At 62.0% G+C, this 17,691-nt stretch carries 15 protein-coding genes; 13 read left to right on the top strand and 2 right to left on the bottom strand.

Features of this window, described 5'->3' with window-relative positions; all coding sequences use genetic code 11:
- The first annotated feature begins 7 nt into the window (after positions 1 to 7).
- From OMR58_RS00635 to fhuB, 6 genes are all read left to right on the top strand, one after another.
- Positions 8 to 913: a LysR family transcriptional regulator gene (locus tag OMR58_RS00635; protein WP_264545101.1), complete on the top strand. Its 906-nt coding sequence runs from the start codon at positions 8 to 10 to the stop codon at positions 911 to 913.
- 138 nt (positions 914 to 1,051) lie between these two features.
- The gene (locus tag OMR58_RS00630) at positions 1,052 to 1,552 is read left to right on the top strand and encodes an RNA polymerase sigma factor (protein WP_264545100.1); all 501 of its coding nucleotides are present in this window, start codon (positions 1,052 to 1,054) and stop codon (positions 1,550 to 1,552) included.
- Positions 1,549 to 2,586, top strand: coding sequence for a FecR family protein (locus tag OMR58_RS00625; protein WP_264545099.1), 1,038 nt, complete (start codon positions 1,549 to 1,551; stop codon positions 2,584 to 2,586). The genes OMR58_RS00630 and OMR58_RS00625 overlap by 4 nt, the downstream gene beginning before the upstream one ends.
- 79 nt (positions 2,587 to 2,665) lie before the next feature.
- Positions 2,666 to 5,014 carry a TonB-dependent siderophore receptor gene (locus tag OMR58_RS00620; RefSeq protein WP_264545098.1) on the top strand — a complete coding sequence of 783 codons (2,349 nt, stop codon included), beginning with the start codon at positions 2,666 to 2,668 and terminating at the stop codon, positions 5,012 to 5,014.
- A complete protein-coding gene (locus tag OMR58_RS00615) occupies positions 5,014 to 5,898 on the top strand; it encodes an ABC transporter substrate-binding protein (protein ID WP_264545097.1) in 885 nt (294 codons plus the stop codon). The genes OMR58_RS00620 and OMR58_RS00615 overlap by 1 nt, the downstream gene beginning before the upstream one ends.
- Positions 5,895 to 7,817: a Fe(3+)-hydroxamate ABC transporter permease FhuB gene (gene fhuB, locus OMR58_RS00610; RefSeq protein WP_264545096.1), complete on the top strand. Its 1,923-nt coding sequence runs from the start codon at positions 5,895 to 5,897 to the stop codon at positions 7,815 to 7,817. The genes OMR58_RS00615 and fhuB overlap by 4 nt, the downstream gene beginning before the upstream one ends.
- On the opposite strand, the gene OMR58_RS00605 is transcribed toward fhuB, so the two are convergent.
- Positions 7,814 to 8,479: a GntR family transcriptional regulator gene (locus tag OMR58_RS00605; RefSeq protein WP_264545095.1), complete on the bottom strand. Its 666-nt coding sequence runs from the start codon at positions 8,477 to 8,479 to the stop codon at positions 7,814 to 7,816. The two genes, fhuB and OMR58_RS00605, sit on opposite strands and share 4 nt — an antisense overlap.
- A 164-nt stretch (positions 8,480 to 8,643) precedes the next feature.
- Between OMR58_RS00605 and OMR58_RS00600 the strand changes: the two genes are divergently transcribed.
- From OMR58_RS00600 to OMR58_RS00570, 7 genes are read left to right on the top strand one after another with little or no spacing between them, the layout of a single operon-like run.
- Positions 8,644 to 10,137: an ABC transporter substrate-binding protein gene (locus tag OMR58_RS00600; protein WP_264545094.1), complete on the top strand. Its 1,494-nt coding sequence runs from the start codon at positions 8,644 to 8,646 to the stop codon at positions 10,135 to 10,137.
- Positions 10,134 to 10,994, top strand: a complete 861-nt coding sequence (locus OMR58_RS00595) for an ABC transporter permease (protein ID WP_105591785.1) — start codon at positions 10,134 to 10,136, stop codon at positions 10,992 to 10,994. Before OMR58_RS00600 ends, OMR58_RS00595 begins: the two co-directional genes overlap by 4 nt.
- Before the next feature lies 1 nt (position 10,995).
- Positions 10,996 to 11,910: an ABC transporter permease gene (locus tag OMR58_RS00590; RefSeq protein WP_105591784.1), complete on the top strand. Its 915-nt coding sequence runs from the start codon at positions 10,996 to 10,998 to the stop codon at positions 11,908 to 11,910.
- Positions 11,907 to 13,310 carry a M20 family metallopeptidase gene (locus OMR58_RS00585; RefSeq protein ID WP_264545093.1) on the top strand — a complete coding sequence of 468 codons (1,404 nt, stop codon included), beginning with the start codon at positions 11,907 to 11,909 and terminating at the stop codon, positions 13,308 to 13,310. The genes OMR58_RS00590 and OMR58_RS00585 overlap by 4 nt, the downstream gene beginning before the upstream one ends.
- Positions 13,307 to 14,305, top strand: a complete 999-nt coding sequence (locus OMR58_RS00580; RefSeq protein ID WP_264545092.1) for a 1-aminocyclopropane-1-carboxylate deaminase/D-cysteine desulfhydrase — start codon at positions 13,307 to 13,309, stop codon at positions 14,303 to 14,305. The genes OMR58_RS00585 and OMR58_RS00580 overlap by 4 nt, the downstream gene beginning before the upstream one ends.
- Positions 14,305 to 15,282, top strand: a complete 978-nt coding sequence (locus OMR58_RS00575; protein ID WP_264545091.1) for an ornithine cyclodeaminase — start codon at positions 14,305 to 14,307, stop codon at positions 15,280 to 15,282. The genes OMR58_RS00580 and OMR58_RS00575 overlap by 1 nt, the downstream gene beginning before the upstream one ends.
- Positions 15,279 to 16,097 (top strand): sulfurtransferase, encoded by an 819-nt coding sequence (locus tag OMR58_RS00570; protein WP_264545090.1) that lies wholly within the window; start codon positions 15,279 to 15,281, stop codon positions 16,095 to 16,097. Before OMR58_RS00575 ends, OMR58_RS00570 begins: the two co-directional genes overlap by 4 nt.
- Here OMR58_RS00570 and OMR58_RS00565 read toward each other — a convergent pair.
- On the bottom strand, positions 16,080 to 17,690 hold the full coding sequence (locus tag OMR58_RS00565) for a dipeptide ABC transporter ATP-binding protein (RefSeq protein WP_264545089.1): 1,611 nt from the start codon (positions 17,688 to 17,690) through the stop codon (positions 16,080 to 16,082). The genes OMR58_RS00570 and OMR58_RS00565 overlap by 18 nt on opposite strands.
- Position 17,691: the final 1 nt, after the last annotated feature.

The following is a 17,691-nucleotide window of genomic DNA, read 5'->3' as shown; positions in this document are numbered from 1 at the left end:
AGAAACGATGCGCGCTAACATGCTGGAACTGATGGCGATTTATGTTCAGGTGGTTGAACTGCGTAGCTTCACCCGTGCGGCAGATGCCCTGCAACTGCACCGTCCGGCGGTGAGTAAATCGGTACAGCAACTGGAAGACGATCTGGGGGTAAAGCTGCTGCATCGCACCACGCGCAGCCTGAGCATGACGGCAGAGGGTGAGGAAATTTATCAGCGTGCTAAAGGGCTGCTGACCGACGTCGGCGAGATGATGGCCTCGGTGTCGACGGATAAACCGCCGCGCGGCCGTCTGCGGATTGATGCGCCGCTGGCGCTGACCCACGCCATCCTCGTTCCCGCGCTGGACGAATTCCAGGCGCTGTACCCACAGATTGAAATCGTGCTGACGGCATCCGATCGCCTGACGGATTTTATTGCGGAAGGTATCGACTGCGTTATCCGGCTGGGCGAACTGAAAGACTCCAGTCTGGTCTCGCGCCACGTTGGCAGCGTAGCGATGGCGACCTGTGCCGCACCGTCGTATCTGGAAAAGTACGGAACACCGCAGACGCCCGACGATCTTGCCAGGCATAAAGCGGTAAATTTTTTCAGCGAGCACAGCCGCGAAATCATGGAGTGGAAGTTCACGGTCAACGGAGAAACGGTTTCACGACGCCCGGCCAGCAGCATGCTGGTTAACAATTCCGATGTGCTGCTGTCCTGCGGGCTGTCCGGCCTGGGGATGCTGCACGCATTACGCGCCGCGCTGGAACCGCATATTCAGGCCGGAAGGCTGACCGAGGTGCTGGCGGAGTACTCCACCGTTGCCAAGCCCGTCTCGGTTCTTTATCCCGATCGCCGCTATTTATCCCCGAAGGTTCGCGTCTTTATCGACTGGTTTAGCGCGATGTTCGCCCGCCAGCACCCGCGTTAACCGCGCACTCTTTTCACTCACTCCCGCGTTATTTTTACGATATGATTGCCGCTGGTCGTTAAGAACGATAACTATTTTCATTCAAACATTCCGTCTCTTTATCATCCCCGCAGAATATGCGGTTGTTGGGAAGCCACTTTGTCAGCGTTTGAGCGTTACTACACCGAACTGTTCCGTTTCCTGAGTGGCAAACTGCGGGACAAACACCTCGCGGAAGAGCTGACCCAGGAGACATTCAGCCGTGCGCTGGCCTCTCCGGAACAGGTTTCCTCGCACCGCGGCCTGCTTTACCATATCGCCAGAAACCTGCTGGTCGATCGCTATCGTCTGCATAAACAACATGAAGATGCACCGGATGTGGACGCTGACGAACTGCCGGCGCCGGGTCACGAGCAGCCCGACAGCCAGCTGGAGAACCAGCAGTACATCGACCATATCGTTGCCGCCATTGAACAACTGCCACCGCGCTGCCGCGAGGCGTTTATCCGCCATCGCATTGATGGCCAGTCGCAGAGTGAAGTCGCTGCCAGCATGGGTATTTCAATCAATATGGTGGAAAAACACATTATCCGCGCCATGCTGGCCTGCCGCGCCAGCCGTGAGAGCTGGCGGGATGAAGCAACAGGGAAGCCACAATGACGACGCAAGATAAGCAGGCAGTTGCCGAACAGGCGATCCGCTGGCTGCTTCGCCAGCAGGAGGGCATGACCCGGGCCGAGCAGGACGCCTTTCAGCACTGGCTGCAAACCCCGGCACACCGGGCGGAGTATCAGGACCTGTCCGGCCTGTGGCAGCAAACGGCGGCCATCCCCGCCGACGCGGTTAATCATCTGCGCCCTGTGCCGGTTCGCCGCCGCGTCTGGCGGCCGCTGGCGTTCGGCTGCGCGCTACTGATGCTGGCGGCAGTGCTGTGGCTGCCGCTGCGCGGTGAATTCGCCGCCCCGATTTACACTGCCAGCTGGCAGACCGGTCGCGGCGAGATGCGCACCGTCGATCTGCCCGACGGCAGTAAAGTTTCGCTGGATGCCGGGACGCAGCTGACCGTGCGCTATTACCCCGGCCGCCGGGAAGTGGAGATGCCGCAGGGACAGGCCTTCTTCCAGGTGGCGCATAACCCGCAGCAGCCTTTTGCGGTGTTCAGCGGCCCGTCGCGGGTGACCGTGGTCGGCACCGAATTCAGCGTGCGCTACCTGCCGCACACCATGAGCGGCGACGGCACCGATGTGGCGGTCAGCTCCGGTGCCGTGCGCGTTGGCCCGCGCGGCCGCTGGCAGAACGGCTGGTGGCGGGCGATGCAGCATCTGCATCTGCCGCAGGCCAGTGCGCATCTGGCCGTGCTGCACGCTTCCGAACGTGCAACAGGTGATGCCGAGGGGCGACTGATCGCACGTACCACCCTGCCCGCCGACAGCATTGCCGCATGGCGCGATGACCGCATCGTGCTGGACAATACGCGCCTGGATATGGCGCTGGCGGAATTTGCCCGCTATGGCGACGTGTCGATCAAACCGGGATCGTCCGCCGTTGCCGCGCTGAGAGTAAGCGGAAGCTTTGATACCGACCGCGCCGGGAGCTTTGCGAAATCGCTGCCGCTGGTGCTGCCGGTGAAAATAAAAACCGATAAAAATCAGTTAACTATCGTTTCATCTGCTGCTGAACGAAAAAATAATTAAAAACGACGTCAGGATTTGTCTTCGCGCTGCGTCTTCAGAAGAGAATGATTATTATTCATCTTAAATCTGGGGATCATGAATGGCCGTTTTTTCTGCTTTACGCGCGTTTCGTACACAGCACCTCGCCGTAGTTATCGCCGCCGCGCTGCCGATGTCCGGCGCTTATGCGGCGGCAACCCTCGCCGTTTCGCTGCCTGCGCAGCCGCTGTCAACGTCACTGAACCAGCTGGCCAGGCAGGCTGGCGTGCAGCTTATCGCCGCACCAGCCTCTCTTGACGGGAAAACCGCTCCGGCGGTATCGGGCCCGATGAGCCTTGAACAGGCGCTGGGACAGCTGCTGGCCGGCAGCGGGCTGGAGTGGAAACTGATCGGCGGGACCGTCTCCATTACCCCATCGGCCTCCGGCGACGGTACGCTGACCGTGACCGCCAGCGTCAGTAACGCTGCCGCTGTACCGCAGCAGACCCTGACTGCCACCAAAACCGATACCCCGCTGATTGAAGTGCCGCAGTCGGTTTCAGTGATCACCCGCGAGCAGCTGGATCGGCAGAACGTGCAGACCGTCACAGAGGCGCTGCGCTACGTGCCGGGCGTCAAAACGGAAACCTACGGCGTCGACCCCAAGGGTTACGACTGGATTTACATTCGCGGCTTTAACGCTCTGACCACCAATGACTATCGCGACGGCCTGCGCCAGCTGAACAACAGCTACAGCTATTTCCGCACCGAGCCGTACGCGCTGGAACGTATTGATATCGTCCGTGGCCCCTCTTCCACCCTGTTCGGACTGGGTGATGCGGGCGGGATCGTGAATCGCGTCAGCAAAATGCCGGACGCGCGCGGCGTGCATGAAGTGGAAGTACAGTTGGGTAATTTCAACCGTCGCCAGGCGCAGTTTGATATGAGCGACAAGCTGGACGAGGACGGCGAGTGGCTGTACCGCGTGGTCGGCCTGGCCCGCGACAGCGACACCCAGTTCCAGTATCGCGACGGGCCACACGTGGAAGACAACCGCGTGTATCTGGCGCCAACGGTGACCTGGATCCCCTCATCGGACACCAGCCTGACCCTGCGTGCTGACTATCTGCGCGACACGTCCGGCGGCACCATCGCCGTACTCACTACGCCGGGCGGTCGGGCCACCGATACCCTGCTGGGTGACTACAGCTACAACCGTTTCCGCCAGGAGCAGTACAGCGTCGGCTACGAATTCAGCCAGCAGTTGGGTGAAAACGTCAAGTTCCGCCAGAACCTGCGCTACGGGCAGACGGATACCATCCTGAATAACCTGCTGCCGGGCAGTCCTGACTTCACCACCAACACCATATCGCGCAACGCGATTCGTTTTGATGAGCACATGAAGGCCTTCAATGTCGATAACCAGCTGCAGATGGATTTCAATACCGCGTCCGTAGCGCATACGCTGCTGGCCGGCGTGGACTACAGCTGGCTGGACGGCAACGCCAAGCGTTTTGGTGCCGTTGCCCCGGCGTTGAGTATCACTAACCCGGTATACGGGCTGAATATTGCCGACCCGACCTATGCGCTCAACAATAACGATCAGACCACCGCACAGCTGGGCGTGTATGTACAGGATCAGATCCACCTGACGGACCAGTGGCTGTTAACGCTGGGCGGTCGCCATGACGACATCAGCATGCGCACGCAGAATAACCTGACCAGCAACACCTCGTGGATTGATAAAGATGCCTGGACCGGCCGCGCGGGGCTGACGTACCTGGTCGGCAACGGTCTGGCACCGTACATCAGCTACGCCGAGTCGTTTATACCCAACAGCGGCACCGACAGTCAGAACCGCACATTCGATCCGAGCAAGGCGCACCAGTATGAAGTGGGGGTAAAATACCAGCCGGACAGCAATCTGCTGATGACCCTGGCGGCGTTTGAAATCACCAAGTCCAACGTGCTGACCAATGAGCTGGTTAACGGCACGGCAACTGGCTATCAGGTGGCCTCCGGCGAAGTGCGTTCCCGCGGTGTCGAGTGGGAAACTCAGGCGAAGCTGACGGATAACCTTGATGCGCTGGCGTCTTACAGCTGGACCGATACCGAAATCACCAAAAGCAACAACGGTGACGAAGGCAAGCAGCAGGCTAACGTGCCGAAAAACATGGCCTCCGCGTGGCTCAACTACGGCTTCCATCAGGGGCTGTTTGACGGGCTGATGCTGAGCACCGGCGTGCGCTACGTCGGCAGCATGTACGGCGATAACGCCAACACCATCCAGGTGAAAAACTTCACCCTGGTGGATGCCGGTGCGAAATATCAGGTGAATAAAAATATCCAGGTTGGCGTGAACGTGCAGAACCTGTTCGACCGCCACTACGTGGGCACCTGCGATGGCGATACCAGCTGCTACCCGGGCCAGGAACGCACCTTTATTGGCTCGCTGAAACTGAACTTCTGATGCCGGAGTTCAGCCGCCGTCACTGTCTGAAAATGCTGATGATGCTGCCGCTGGCGGCGCGTGCGGGTCTGCCGACGGTGGACCCGCAGCGTATCGTGGCGATTAACTGGGCGGCGGCGGAAACGCTGCTCAGTATCGGCATCACGCCGCTGGCGATTTCCGATACCGGCTATTTTCGACGCCGCATCCCGCAGCCTGTGCTGCCTGCCGGCGTACAGGACATCGGGCCGTTCTGGGAACCGAATATGGAACTGCTCGATGCCCTGCGCCCTTCGCTGATTATCAGCGATATGCTTTCCGCACCGGTGATGGCAAAAATGGCGGCTATCGCGCAGCTGGAAACGGTATCGGGCTGGTATGCCTCGGGCGATCCGTGGCAGGCGCTGCACGACTGGACGCAGCAAACCGGGCGGCGGCTGGGCGCGGATGCTGCCGCCGCGCGCTGGCTACAGCGGGTGCAGGCCGAGATTAACGATCTGAGTCAGCGCCTCACGGCGCGTCAGCAGACGCGGGTGCTGGTGATGGTGCTGGATCAGGACGGTAAGCACGCCACAATCTACGGCAGCGGCAGCCTGGCGGATGCGATTATCCGCCAGCTTGGCCTGCGTAACGCCTGGCAAAAAGCGGTCAACGCCGCCCATATTGCACGCGTACGCATTGAGGAACTGGCGGATCTGCCCTGCGATCGGCTGTTCTATACCGAATTACCCACCGCGATGACGCGACTGATGCGCGCCAGGCAGCCCAACGGCCTGTGGCAGCAGTTACCGATAGTAAAAAGTGACCGCGTCACGCATCTGGAAAGTTTTTTCCCGTTCGGCGGACTCGCGACCGGGCTGGCGCTGGCCGGGGATATCACCCGGGCGCTGGAGGCGGAGCAATGAGATCGACGATCGCCGCCGTTATTCTGCTTCTCTGTTTCGCCGCCGCGCTGGCCTGCGTGGCGATGAACTATTTCGCGCTGGTGGCACGCTATCCGGCAACGCTTGCTGCCCTGTTACTGGACCAGAGCTTCCTGCCGCGCGTTGCGGTCAGCCTGCTGTGCGGCGCGGGCCTGGCGCTGGCCGGACTGCTGTTTCAGCAGGTGCTGCAAAACCCGCTGGCGGAACCGGGTACGCTCGGCGTGGCCGCCGGGGCAAATCTGGCGATGTCGGCCGCGCTGGTCTTCGCGCCCGGCCTGCTGGCGCTGGGCCTGCCCGTTCTTGCGCTGTGCGGCTCGGCGCTCGCCGTTTTACTGCTGATCAAGCTGACCTCCGGCCGCCGTTTTGCGCCGCTCAGCGTGATTCTGGTGGGGATGGTGCTGAGCCTGTACGGCAATTCACTCAATACCCTGCTGGTGCTGTTTAATCATGATTATCTGAGCGACCTGTTCAGCTGGCAGGCCGGTGCGTTAACCCAGAGCGGCTGGCGCAGCGGCATCCTGCTGGCGATCGCGCTGTGCGCTGCCCTGCTTATCAGCCTGCTGCTGGTCAGGCCGCTGGCCGTGCTCAGCCTGTCGGAACAGCAGGCCAGCGGGCTGGGGATCTCGGTGGTGAAGGTGCGCATTGCGGCGCTGAGCGTGGCGGTGGCGATCAGCGCCATTATCACCAGCCAGGTGGGGATTATCGGTTTTATCGGCCTGGCCGCCCCGGCCATCGTCAGGGCCAGCGGCATCCGCCGTTTTCTGCATCAACTGATCGCCACGGTGCTGACCGGTGCGGTGATGCTGACGCTGGTCGATCAGCTGGCCCTGCGCTTTTCCCCCGCCGCCGGGGATATTCCGGCAGGGGCGATTACCGCGCTGCTAAGCGCGCCGCTGCTGCTGGTGCTGCTGTTACGGCAGCGGGTAACGGGTTCACCGACTGTGCAGCCTGCCGCCCCGACGGTCGCCGGTTTTAAAACCCGTCAGCTGGGCATTCTGCTGCTGCTGTTAGCGCTGGCGCTGCCCGCCTCGCTGTGGCTGAACCGCGAACCGCCGGGGGCGCTGAGCTCACATCTGCTGGCCTGGCGCTGGCCGAGAATGACCGGTGCGCTCTGTGCCGGCATGATGCTGGCCTGTGCGGGCGAACTGATCCAGCGGCTCACGGGCAATGTGATGGCCAGCCCGGAGCTGACCGGCATCAGCAGCGGTGCCGCGCTGGCGGTATTACTGACCGTGCTGTTCACGCCGCTGCCGATGACCTTTATGCTGCCCTCGGCAATCGTGGGCAGCCTGCTGGCGATGCTGTTGCTGTTCCTGTTTGGTGCGCGCAGCCGGTTTAATCCGCAGAAGGTGGTGCTGATCGGCCTGAGCCTGACCAGTCTGGCCGGGGCGCTGAATACGATCCTGATGCTGAGCGGCGATCCGCGTGCGCTGATGCTGCTGAACTGGAGCACCGGTTCTACCGCCGGGATTAATGCGGACATGGCCGTTGAAGCGCTGATCGCCGCCGCCGTGCTGTGCCCGCTGGCGCTGCTGATGCAGCGCTGGCTACAGCTGTTAGGGCTGGGGCAACTCACCGCACAGTCGCTGGGTATCCATTTACCGCGCACCAACCTGCTGGTGCTGTTGCTGATATCCCTGCTCACCGCCGCCGGGACGCTGCTGGTGGGGCCGTTAAGTTTTATCGGCCTGCTGGCTCCGCAGTGCGCCAGGTCGGTGGGTGCGCGGGCGCTGCGCCATCAGCTTTGCGCCGCTGCGCTGATTGGCGGAACGCTGATGGTGCTGGCCGACTGGCTGGGGCGCAATATTGCCTGGCCCTGGCCGGTTTCCGCCGGGCTGCTCACTGCGTTTATCGGCGCGCCCTGGTTTTTATGGCAGTTTTCCAGAAATACGAGCCGCTAGGCTTTTTTGAAATAGTGATCGGTGAGGATTTCCGCGCCGTCATCGATCGCTTTCAGAATCAGCTTCTCGCAGGTTTCAGCATCACCCGCCTCTAACGCTTCCAGCAAATGGTCGTAGTTGTGATGCCCCTGCGCCATCTCCGTTGACTGCGGGTAGAGATAGTTGAAGCACGGGCCAATCTGTACCCACAGCTGCTCGATGATCGCTTCCAGCGTTGGCATCTTCGCATAGCTGTAAAGCGTAAAACGAAATGCACGGTTGGCTTCCAGCGCCATCTCAACGTCACCGCTCAGCTTGGCCTGCATAAAGCGTGCACAAAGTTTTTTTAACGCCGTCAGCTGTTTTTTCGTCACGGCCGTCGCGGCAGACCTCACCGCTAAACCTTCAAGCTGCTTACGGATCAGCGTGATCTCCTGATAGCGTTGCAGCGTGATTTCCGGCACCAGAAACGCCGCCGCGGGCGTGGCGTCCAGCGCGCCCGCAGAAACCAGACGCAGCAGCGCTTCGCGCACCGGCGTGATGCTGGTACCCAGCTGTGCCGCCAGATCGCGGGTCACCAGCCTGGCACCCGGCTTGAGTTTCCCCACAATCAGCGCGCTGCGCAGCGTGGATTCCACCTGCGCGGTGAGACTCAGTCGCTGCGCTTTTTCCATCTCAATCATGCTTTTTAGTCCTTTCCCGGATATCGCAAATGGTTATTTAATTTTAATGTTTTATTGCTATTCAGCCTGACTATAGGATATATCATGTATTACAAAAACACAGCATTGTCCTCACAGTATTCACTCTTTTCACTACCTTGCCGATGGCAATTTGGGAAAACGTTATGAGACTACCTGCAGTGAAGTTTGCCACTACCGCATTGCTTATTGCTCTGCTGCCTGCCGGTGTGCAGGCGGCGGAGATCACCATTGGCCAGGCGGCGTCCGCCACGGCAATGGACCCCGGCTTTCTGAAAGAATCCGCTACCCTCGTGGATAATATTTTCGATACTCTGGTGCGCCGCGGTGACGATATGTCGCTACAGCCGGGCCTGGCTACCGAATGGAAAGCGGTGGACGCCACCACCTGGCTGTTTACCCTGCGCCCGGGCGTGAAGTTTACCGACGGCGAGCCGGTGAATGCCGAAGCGGTGAAATTCTCCATCGACCGCATCCTCGACCCGGCAAACCACGCGCCGACCATCTCCTACATCCGCACGATTAAATCCGTTGAGACGGTCGGCGACAATCAGGTTCGCATCACCACCAACGGCCCGGACCCGCTGCTGCCAACGCGGATGAGCCGCTATCCGGCCTATATCGTCCCGCCTGCCTACGTGAAAAAAGTGGGTGCCAGCGAGTTTGCCCGCAAGCCGGTTGGCAGCGGTGCCTACAAGCTGGAAAGCTTTATCCCGGATGAAAAAGTGGTGATGGTCGCCAATGACGCCTACTGGCGCGGCAAGCCGGCTATCGATCAGGTCACCTGGCGTCCAATCCCGGAAGCCACCGCGCGCCTGACCGCGCTGCTGACCGGCGAAGTTCAGCTGATTGAGAACGTGCCTGCCGACCTGGTTCCGGCGCTGAAAAACCGCCCGAACGTGCAGCTGGAGCAGGTGAAAGGCGGCGGCCTGACCATCTATTTGGGCCTGAAAGATGAGGAAAAACCGCTTAACGACGTGCGCGTTCGCCAGGCACTGTCACTGGCGCTGAACCGCCAGGCGTATACCCAGCAGCTGCTGCACGGATTTGGTACGCCGACCGGCACCACCGCCGGAGCCAATGACTTTGGCTATCTGCCGGTTCCGGCTACCGTGCAGGACGTGGCGAAAGCGAAGTCCCTGCTGGCGGAAGCGGGTTACCCGAACGGCTTCACTCTGCGCTTCCAGGCACCGCGCCGCTATATTGCCAGCGCCGATGTGGCGCAGGCCATCGTGCAGGATCTGGCGGTCATCGGCGTGAAAGCCCAGCTGGAAGTGCCGGAATGGTCGGTCTACACCCAGCAGGTCGCGGCGCAGAAACAGGCTCCGGTTTATATGCTGGCCTGGGGTTCAACCCAGACCCTGGATGCCGACGCCGCGCTGTTCCCGATCCTGCGCAGCGGCGAGCCGTACTCCACCGTGCATGATGCCGAACTGGACAAACTGCTGGACCAGAGCCGTCAGATTGTTGATCCCGTAGCGCGCAAAAAGGTGCTGGAGCAGATCCAGCAGCGCGTCGCCGAACAGCAGCCTCTGCTGCCGCTGTATCGGGAAGACACCCTTTACGCCCACAGCGATTCGCTGGTGTTTAAAGGCCGCGTGGATGCCCGTATCCCACTGTATGACCTGAGGCTGAAATGATCGCACCGACCGCCGTGCTGCGCCGTCGCCCGAGGCGACTGATCTATGGTGATGCCGTGATTGGCGCGACCCTGCTGATCGCGGTTATCGCCGCAGCACTGCTGTCGCCGTGGCTGCCCCTGCCCGATGCGTTAAGTAATAATCTGCTGGAAATCTTCCTGCCGCCGGGTAGCCCCGGCGCGCAGGGCACCCACTGGCTGGGCACCGACCAGCTGGGCCGCGATCTGCTGTCGCGCATACTCTCCGGTACGCGGCTGTCGCTGCTGGTGGTGGTACTGGCGGCGCTGATCGGCGCGGTCATCGGCACCACGCTGGGGATGATTGCGGGCTATCTTGGCGGCTGGGTGGATGCGCTGCTGATGCGCCTGATCGATATCCAGCTGGCCATTCCGTTTATCCTGCTCATTCTGCTGGTGATTGCTCTGATGGGGGCGTCGCTGACCAATATTATTGTGATTATGGGCTGCACCAGCTGGGCGATTTATGCCCGCGTGGCCCGTGCCAAAACGCTGGAAATCCGCGAACTGGAATATATACAGGCGGTGCGGGCGATGGACTTCTCTACCCTGCGCATCCTGTTCCGCCACATTCTGCCGAATCTGTTTACCCCGCTGATCGTCCTGCTGACGCTGGATATCCCACGCCTGATCGTGCTGGAAGCCTCGGTCGGTTTTCTCGGCATGGGTATTCAGCCGCCGACGCCGACGCTGGGCAATCTGATTGGCGAAGGGCGCTCTTATATGCTGCTGTCTCAGTGGCTGGTGCTCTATCCGGGGCTGGTGATTGCCGCCCTGGTAATCGGCTGCAATCTGCTGGGCGATGCCCTGCTGCGCCGCACGCATACGAGGCTGGATTAAGATGCTGAACCTGCTGCTCAACCGCGTCGGCCAGTCGCTGCTGGTGATGTTTGGCGTCTCGCTGCTGATTTTCTTCAGCCTGCATATTACCGGCGATCCCGCTGCGCTGATGATGCCGCCCGGCTCCAGCCAGCAGGAAATTGATACGTTTCGCCACAGCATGGGCTTCGATCGCCCGCTGCTGTGGCAGTACGGCCACTACCTTAACGGCGTGCTTCACGGTGATTTTGGTGAGTCGCTGCGCTACAGCCAGCCGGTGCTGGCGCTGATTGGCGAACGGCTTCCGGCCACCGCTCTGCTGGCGGTCAGCGCGCTGGCCTGGAGCTCCGTGCTCGGGCTGCTGCTGGGTATCGTCAGCGCCCTGCGCCCGCACAGCTGGCTGGATCTGCTGTGCCGTCTGGTGGCATTCAGCGGCCAGGCCATCCCGGTATTCTGGCTCGGCCTGTTGATGATCCTGCTGTTCAGCCTGCAATTACAGTGGCTGCCCTCCAGCGGCTACGGCACTTTTGCCGCGCTGGTGATGCCGGCGATCAGCCTCGGCGCGTTTTACATGAGTGCGGTTGCGCGCCTGTCGCGCGCCAGCCTGCTGGATGTGCTGCAAACGGACTATATTCGCACCGCCCGCGCCAAAGGGCTGAGCGCCTGGCGCATCGTTGTACGTCACGGCCTGCGCAATGCGCTGATCCCGGTGATTACCGTACAGGGGATGTATTTTGCCTCGCTGCTCGGCGGCGCGCTGGTGACGGAAATCATCTTCGCCTGGCCGGGTATTGGTCGCCTGGCGATTCAGGCGATCCAGAACCGCGACTTCCCGCTGGTGCAGGCCATCGTGCTGCTGGCTGCACTGGTGTTTGTGGTGATTAATCTGCTGATCGATCTGCTTTATCTGGCACTCAACCCGAGGATACGCCTGTGAGCCGCCTAGATGCCACGTTAGAACTGCTGAGTGAACTGACCCGCTGGCGCAGCGTAGCGGGTGAGAAGGACGCCCAGCGCGGACTGGCTGCCTGGCTGGAGCAGTGGATGGTCGAGCGGCTGGATGCAGCCGTGGTGCTGCCGGTGGCCGTACAGTCCCACGACACGCCGCCGCTGGTGCACGTGCGCATTGATAACGGCTTTGAGCGCACCGTGGTGCTCTACAACATGTATGACGTGATGCCCGCTGACGAGAGCGGCTGGGACGTCTCCCCGTTTGTTGGCGGTCTTTGCGACTGGCCTGAACTGGGCCGGGTATTTGTCGGGCGCGGTGCCGAAAACAATAAAGGTCCGGTGGCCGCCATGCTGATCCTGCTCTGCGAGCTTCAGCAGCAGCGGCTGGACTTCAATATTGAAATTCTGCTGGAAGGCGAAGAGGAAGTGGGCAGCGGCACCCTGCGCCGCTATCTGGCACAGCAGCCCTGCCCGATTGCACCTGCAGAGGCGGTGCTGTTTCCGTCGCTGTGCGAATACGGTGGTGGTGCACCGCGCATTTACCTCGGTTTTACCGGGCTGGCCACCGGTCGCCTGAGCGTCACCGGCGGCGAATGGGGCGGGCCGTCTTCCGCCATTCACGCCAGCAACGCCGGATGGATTGCCAGCCCCGCGTGGCAGTTGGTCAATGCACTGAACGCCATTTCTCCGGCCGCCGACAGAGGCGTGCTGGGCCGCCTGATGCCGGACGAAGAAGCCAACCTGCTACTGGCCGAACTGGCCAAATCGTTCAGCCTGGAAGATGAATTGCGTTTTCGCCGCAGCCAGCGGCTGATGATTGAAGGCGATACGCTCAGCTGCCTGCAAACGCTGCTCGGCAGCGCCGTGCTGACGCTGGCCGAACTGCACAGCAATCCGTCCGGCGGCCGTGGGGTGATCCCGTATCGTGCCAGCGCGGAGCTGGCGTTCCGCATCCCGCCGGGATTTGATCAGGACGCGATGATCGAACGCGCCCGCCAGCGTTTGACGCAGCCGGATCTGGCCGGGAGTGAACTTGAACTGTTCGACAGCTATCCCGGCATTCGCTTCGGCCGCAGTGCCAACGGCGTTGATGCGCTGATTGCCAGCTATCAGGCGCTGGACGCCACGCCGCAAATCTGGCCGTGGGCACCGGGCTGTGCGCCCGCCTACGCCTTTGCGGCGGTTGCCCCGGCCTTTCTGATCGGCGGGCTGGGCCACGGCGGTAACGCCCACGCCGTTAATGAGTTTGTCACGCTGGAAGGACTTGAACGCTTCCAGCAGTCGCTGAGCCTCTGGCTCACAGGATTCAATGATCCGGCCTTTGGCCGGGTCGCGCGCCACACCAGGGAAACACCAAAGACTATTAAAACAGGTAAAAAACCATGAAATCAGTTGAAGAGTTCGAACGCGTTCCGCTCGGCTTCTTCCCCACCCCGCTTGAGCCGCTACCCCGGCTCAGCGAGGCGCTGGGGATTACGCTGAGCATCAAACGCGATGACTACAGCGGCTTCGGCGGCGGGGGCAATAAGGTCCGCAAGCTGGAGTACCTGATGGCCGAAGCCCGCCGTTCCGGGGTTAATGTGGTGATCACCACCGGCGGGCATCAGTCTAACCATGCCCGTATGGTGGCCGCTGCCGCTCGTAAGTTCGGTATGCGTCCGGTGCTGGTGCTGCGCGGCAACCCGCCATCCAGCTGGCAGGGGAACCTGCTGCTGGACAAGCTGTTCGGGGCCGAAGTGCAGTTTCTTGACCCGGACGGCTACTTCACCCAGATCGAAGGGGCGATGCAGGCACACGCCGATAAGGCGGTTGCCAACGGCGAAACCCCGCTGATCATTCCGCTCGGTGGCGCGACGCCGCTGGGTGCGCTCGGCTATGTGCGTGCGGTGGAAGAGATCGCCGCGCAGCTTGAGCCAGGTGGCACCGCTGCCCCGGACTTTATCGTCGCGCCGACCGGTTCCGGCGGTACGCTGGCCGGGCTGCATGTCGGCACGCGACGCTACTGGCCCGACAGCCGTGTCGTGGGTATCAGCGTCAGCGCGAAAGCCGACTGGTTCCAGCCGCGCATTGCCGGGATGGCACAGGACTGCGCCGATCTTCTGCAGTGGCCGCAACAGTGGCAGCCGGAAGATATCTGGATTGAGGATGGCTTTGTCGGCCAGGCCTACGGCGTGCCGTCGGATGGCGGCATCGAGGCGATCTACAAACTCGCGCAGTCGGAAGGCGTGCTGTTAGATCCGGTATATACCGGCAAGGCGATGCACGGCCTGTTCTCGCTGGTTGAGCAGGGCAAGATCCCGCAGGGATCGCGCGTCACCTTTATTCACTGTGGTGGTTCTCCTGCGCTTTATCCGTTTGCCGACCGCCTGCTGGAGCAGTAATGGACGGCCTGCTGCGCGTCCTTAATGACGCTGACGTCGCCCGGCTGGGCGGCGCAGATGTGGCGCTGGCGCTGGAGGATGTCCGCGAGGTGGTGAAGCTGATGCGGCTCGGCGAGGCGCAGATGCCCGCTGAGAACGCCGTCGACCTCGCCACGCCGCTGGGCAAAGCCTATGCGCTGCCCGCCCGCGTCGGAGGCCGTTTCAATGCGGCCGGAGTGAAATGGACGGCGCACCGGCCCCTGCGCCCGGATGCCCTGCCCGCCGCGCTGGCCGTAACGCTGATTAACGATGCGCAGAACGGCGTGCCGCGCGGCCTGTTAGCCAGCGGCGCGTTAACCGCCGCGCGTACCGCCGCCGTTACCGCCGTAGCGCTACAGCACGCCGCACCGCAGCCGGTGAAGCGTGTGCTACTGCTCGGCAGCGGTATCCATGCGCAGGCCCATCTGCAGATGCTCAGGCAGCTGTTCCCGGGCCTGGCGCAGATTGGCGTCTGGAACCGCACCCCCGGAAAAATACTGCCCGCCGCCGATCTGACGCTGGAAAGCGATCTTCAGCAGGCGCTGGCACAGCCGTATGACGCGGTGATTACCTGCACCAGTGCGGACCAGCCGATGTTAACCGAGACCGCCGTCCGCCCGGGGCGAATTGTGATTCAGGTGGGCTACCACGAGGTCAGCTTTGACGCCATTCGCGTCAGCGATCGGGTGGTGGTAGATGCGTGGGGCGATTTTGCCGAACGCAGCGCCAAGAGCCTGTTCCAGATGTACCGCGCCGGGCTGTTTCAGCCGCAGGAGGTGGCCGCCGATCTGGCCGCGCTGCTGCTGGACGGCTGGCGCGCCGCAGCGGATGACAGCGTCTACTTCTCTTCATTTGGCCTCAACGTGTTTGATATCGCCCTTGCCGCCCGCGTGCTACAGGCTGCGGAACGTGACGGGGTCGGGCAACGGCAGCCGCTGTTTACGGGAGCACTTCAATGATTATCTCAGCTCAAGCGCTGCACCTGCGCCAGTCGCGCGGCGAGCACTTTCTGCTGATAGACGTGCGCGATGCCGCCGAATGGCAGCAGGCCACGCTGCCCGGCGCGCTACACTGTAACGTTTATGACTATTTTATTGCCGACAGCACCGAAGCGGGCCTGGCGGTGATGGCCGCTGAGGCCGCCAGCGCGCTCGAGCCGCTGCTGGCGAGCTATCCCGGCGCCACGCCGGTCTTTTTTGAGAATCAGGTCGGCATGCGTTCACCGCGCGGTGCCTGGTTTGCCTGGCTTCTCGGCCATGAGGATGCGCTGATCCTTGACGGCGGCATTGAGGCCTGGCGCGAAGCCGGGTTTGCCACCGCTGCCGGGCAGGGATTAAGCCGGACGATCGCGCATCAGCCCGCCGCAGAAGCCACGCGCTGGCAGCGGGATCTGGTCTGTACCCGTCAGCAGGTACAGGAGGCCGACGGCGTCGCGGTAATTAACGTTGATGCCCGTCGACCCAGCGAGTTCGACGGCAGTTTTGCCCACGACTGCTGCCCGCGCGCCGGGCGCATTCCGCATTCCGCACTGCTGTTCTGGGAGGATGTGGTGTCAGGTGGTCATTTCCTGAAGCCGGAGGAGATCCGCCAGCGTGCTCTGAATGCCGGACTGCGTGAAGAGGCAAAACTGCAGGTTTACTGCCATCGCGGTGCCCGTGCGGCAACGGTGCTGGCCGCACTGAAACGGGCGGGCTTTAGCAATGTTTCAGTGTACGTCGGCTCGTGGCACGAGTGGGCCGAACATCCTGAACTGCCGCTACTGCGCGGCAGCTGAGCGCTGTGCCAGCGCCTGATGGACATCGGGCGCTGCGGCCAGCAGTTGCAGGGTATACGGGTCCTGCGGCTGGCTGATAACCCGTTCGGTTGCCCCTTCTTCCACCACTTTACCGTGATACATCACCACAATACGGTCGCACAGCTGACGTACCGCGCTGAGATCGTGGCTGATAAACAATACGGATAAACCCAGCTTGTGGCGCAGTTCGTTAAACAGCGCCAGGATCTGGCCGCGCACCGATAAATCCAGCGCGGCGACCGCTTCATCGGCCACCAGCAGCTTCGGTTCCATCGCCAGCGCACGGGCAATGACGATACGCTGGCGCTGCCCGCCGGAGAACGCGCCCGGCAGTCGACCGGCATGCTGCTCCTGTAATCCCACCAGCGTTAACAGCTCTTTGACCCGGGCCTGCACGGCCGCTTCGCCTTTGCGCAGCTGCCAGACCCGCAGCGGTTCGGCAATCTGCTCGCCGACGGTGATTTTGGGATTCAGGCTGGAGTAAGGGTCCTGGAAGATGATCTGACAGTGGCGGCGCAGCACTTTGCGCTGCCGCCCGCGCAGCGCCTCGCCCTGGAAGCGGATCTCGCCGTTATCGGCATCAATCAGCCCAATCGCCGCGCTGCCCAGCGTGGTTTTGCCGGAGCCGGATTCGCCGATCACCCCGACAATTTCACCCTGCGCAATGCTGAGATCCAGCGGGTGCAGCACGGTCTGCCGCTTAGCGGGCCAGAACGGCAGCGGGCGCGGCAGCGGATAGCTTTTGCAGATGGCGTTCAGCTCAAGCAGCGGCTGCGTTTTGACGGCGGCCTGCGACGGCAGCTGCGCCACCGAGGCGTCTACTAGTTTGCGGGTATAGGGGTGAACCGGGCTGCCGAGCGTGGCGACCGTTTCCCCCTGCTCCACCAGTTGCCCCTGCTGCATCACGCACACGCGGTCGGCATAGCGGGCGACCACCGACAGATCGTGGGTGATAAGCAAAATACCCATGCCCATTTCCCGCTGCAGATCCTGCAACAGGCTGAGGATCTGCGCCTGAATGGTCACGTCCAGCGCGGTGGTCGGTTCATCGGCGATCAGCAACTGCGGCTGGCCGCTTATCGCACTGGCAATCATCACCCGCTGGCGCATACCGCCGGAAATCTGGTGGATGTACTGCCGCCCGCGCAGCGCGGGGTTGACGATGCCCACGCGATCCAACAGGGCAATCGCCTCCTGCTGTGCCTGCTTCCAGCTCATCTGGCGGTGACGCACCAGCACTTCGGCAATCTGCTCGCCGATGCGCAGCGTGGGATTCATGCTCGACATGGGTTCCTGAAATACCGTCGCTATGCGGCAGCCGCGCAGCGATTGCACGTTGCCGGATTCCAGCCGCTGGCCTGCAAAGGTCAGTTCGCCTGACGCCTTCTGCACGCCCGCAGGCAGCAGGTCCATCACCGCCAGCGACGTCAGCGTTTTACCAGAACCGGACTCCCCCACCAGCGCCAGGATCTCCCGCTGGTCGAGATGAAACGAGACGTTATCGACCAGCAAACGGCCTTCGGCAGTTTCCAGCGACAGATTTTCAACGGACAGCAGGCGGGAATGCGTCATC

The sequence above is a fragment of the Erwinia sp. INIA01 genome, assembly GCF_025947915.1.
GTDB lineage: Bacteria > Pseudomonadota > Gammaproteobacteria > Enterobacterales > Enterobacteriaceae > Erwinia > Erwinia coffeiphila.
Note: the sequence above shows the minus strand (reverse complement) of the source record. Positions and strands in the feature narration are given on the sequence as shown.

What these genes read in the sequence shown, in the direction of transcription:
- OMR58_RS00620 (WP_264545098.1), top strand. Translation starts at nt 2,666, where the DNA reads ATGGCCGTTTTTTCTGCTTTACGCGCGTTTCGTACACAGCACCTCGCC.
- OMR58_RS00600 (WP_264545094.1), top strand. Translation starts at nt 8,644, where the DNA reads ATGAGACTACCTGCAGTGAAGTTTGCCACTACCGCATTGCTTATTGCT.
- OMR58_RS00570 (WP_264545090.1), top strand. Translation starts at nt 15,279, where the DNA reads ATGATTATCTCAGCTCAAGCGCTGCACCTGCGCCAGTCGCGCGGCGAG.
- OMR58_RS00565 (WP_264545089.1), bottom strand. Translation starts at nt 17,690, where the DNA reads ATGACGCATTCCCGCCTGCTGTCCGTTGAAAATCTGTCGCTGGAAACT.
- OMR58_RS00580 (WP_264545092.1), top strand. Translation starts at nt 13,307, where the DNA reads ATGAAATCAGTTGAAGAGTTCGAACGCGTTCCGCTCGGCTTCTTCCCC.
- OMR58_RS00605 (WP_264545095.1), bottom strand. Translation starts at nt 8,479, where the DNA reads ATGATTGAGATGGAAAAAGCGCAGCGACTGAGTCTCACCGCGCAGGTG.
- OMR58_RS00615 (WP_264545097.1), top strand. Translation starts at nt 5,014, where the DNA reads ATGCCGGAGTTCAGCCGCCGTCACTGTCTGAAAATGCTGATGATGCTG.
- OMR58_RS00625 (WP_264545099.1), top strand. Translation starts at nt 1,549, where the DNA reads ATGACGACGCAAGATAAGCAGGCAGTTGCCGAACAGGCGATCCGCTGG.
- OMR58_RS00635 (WP_264545101.1), top strand. Translation starts at nt 8, where the DNA reads ATGCGCGCTAACATGCTGGAACTGATGGCGATTTATGTTCAGGTGGTT.
- fhuB (WP_264545096.1), top strand. Translation starts at nt 5,895, where the DNA reads ATGAGATCGACGATCGCCGCCGTTATTCTGCTTCTCTGTTTCGCCGCC.
- OMR58_RS00595 (WP_105591785.1), top strand. Translation starts at nt 10,134, where the DNA reads ATGATCGCACCGACCGCCGTGCTGCGCCGTCGCCCGAGGCGACTGATC.
- OMR58_RS00590 (WP_105591784.1), top strand. Translation starts at nt 10,996, where the DNA reads ATGCTGAACCTGCTGCTCAACCGCGTCGGCCAGTCGCTGCTGGTGATG.
- OMR58_RS00575 (WP_264545091.1), top strand. Translation starts at nt 14,305, where the DNA reads ATGGACGGCCTGCTGCGCGTCCTTAATGACGCTGACGTCGCCCGGCTG.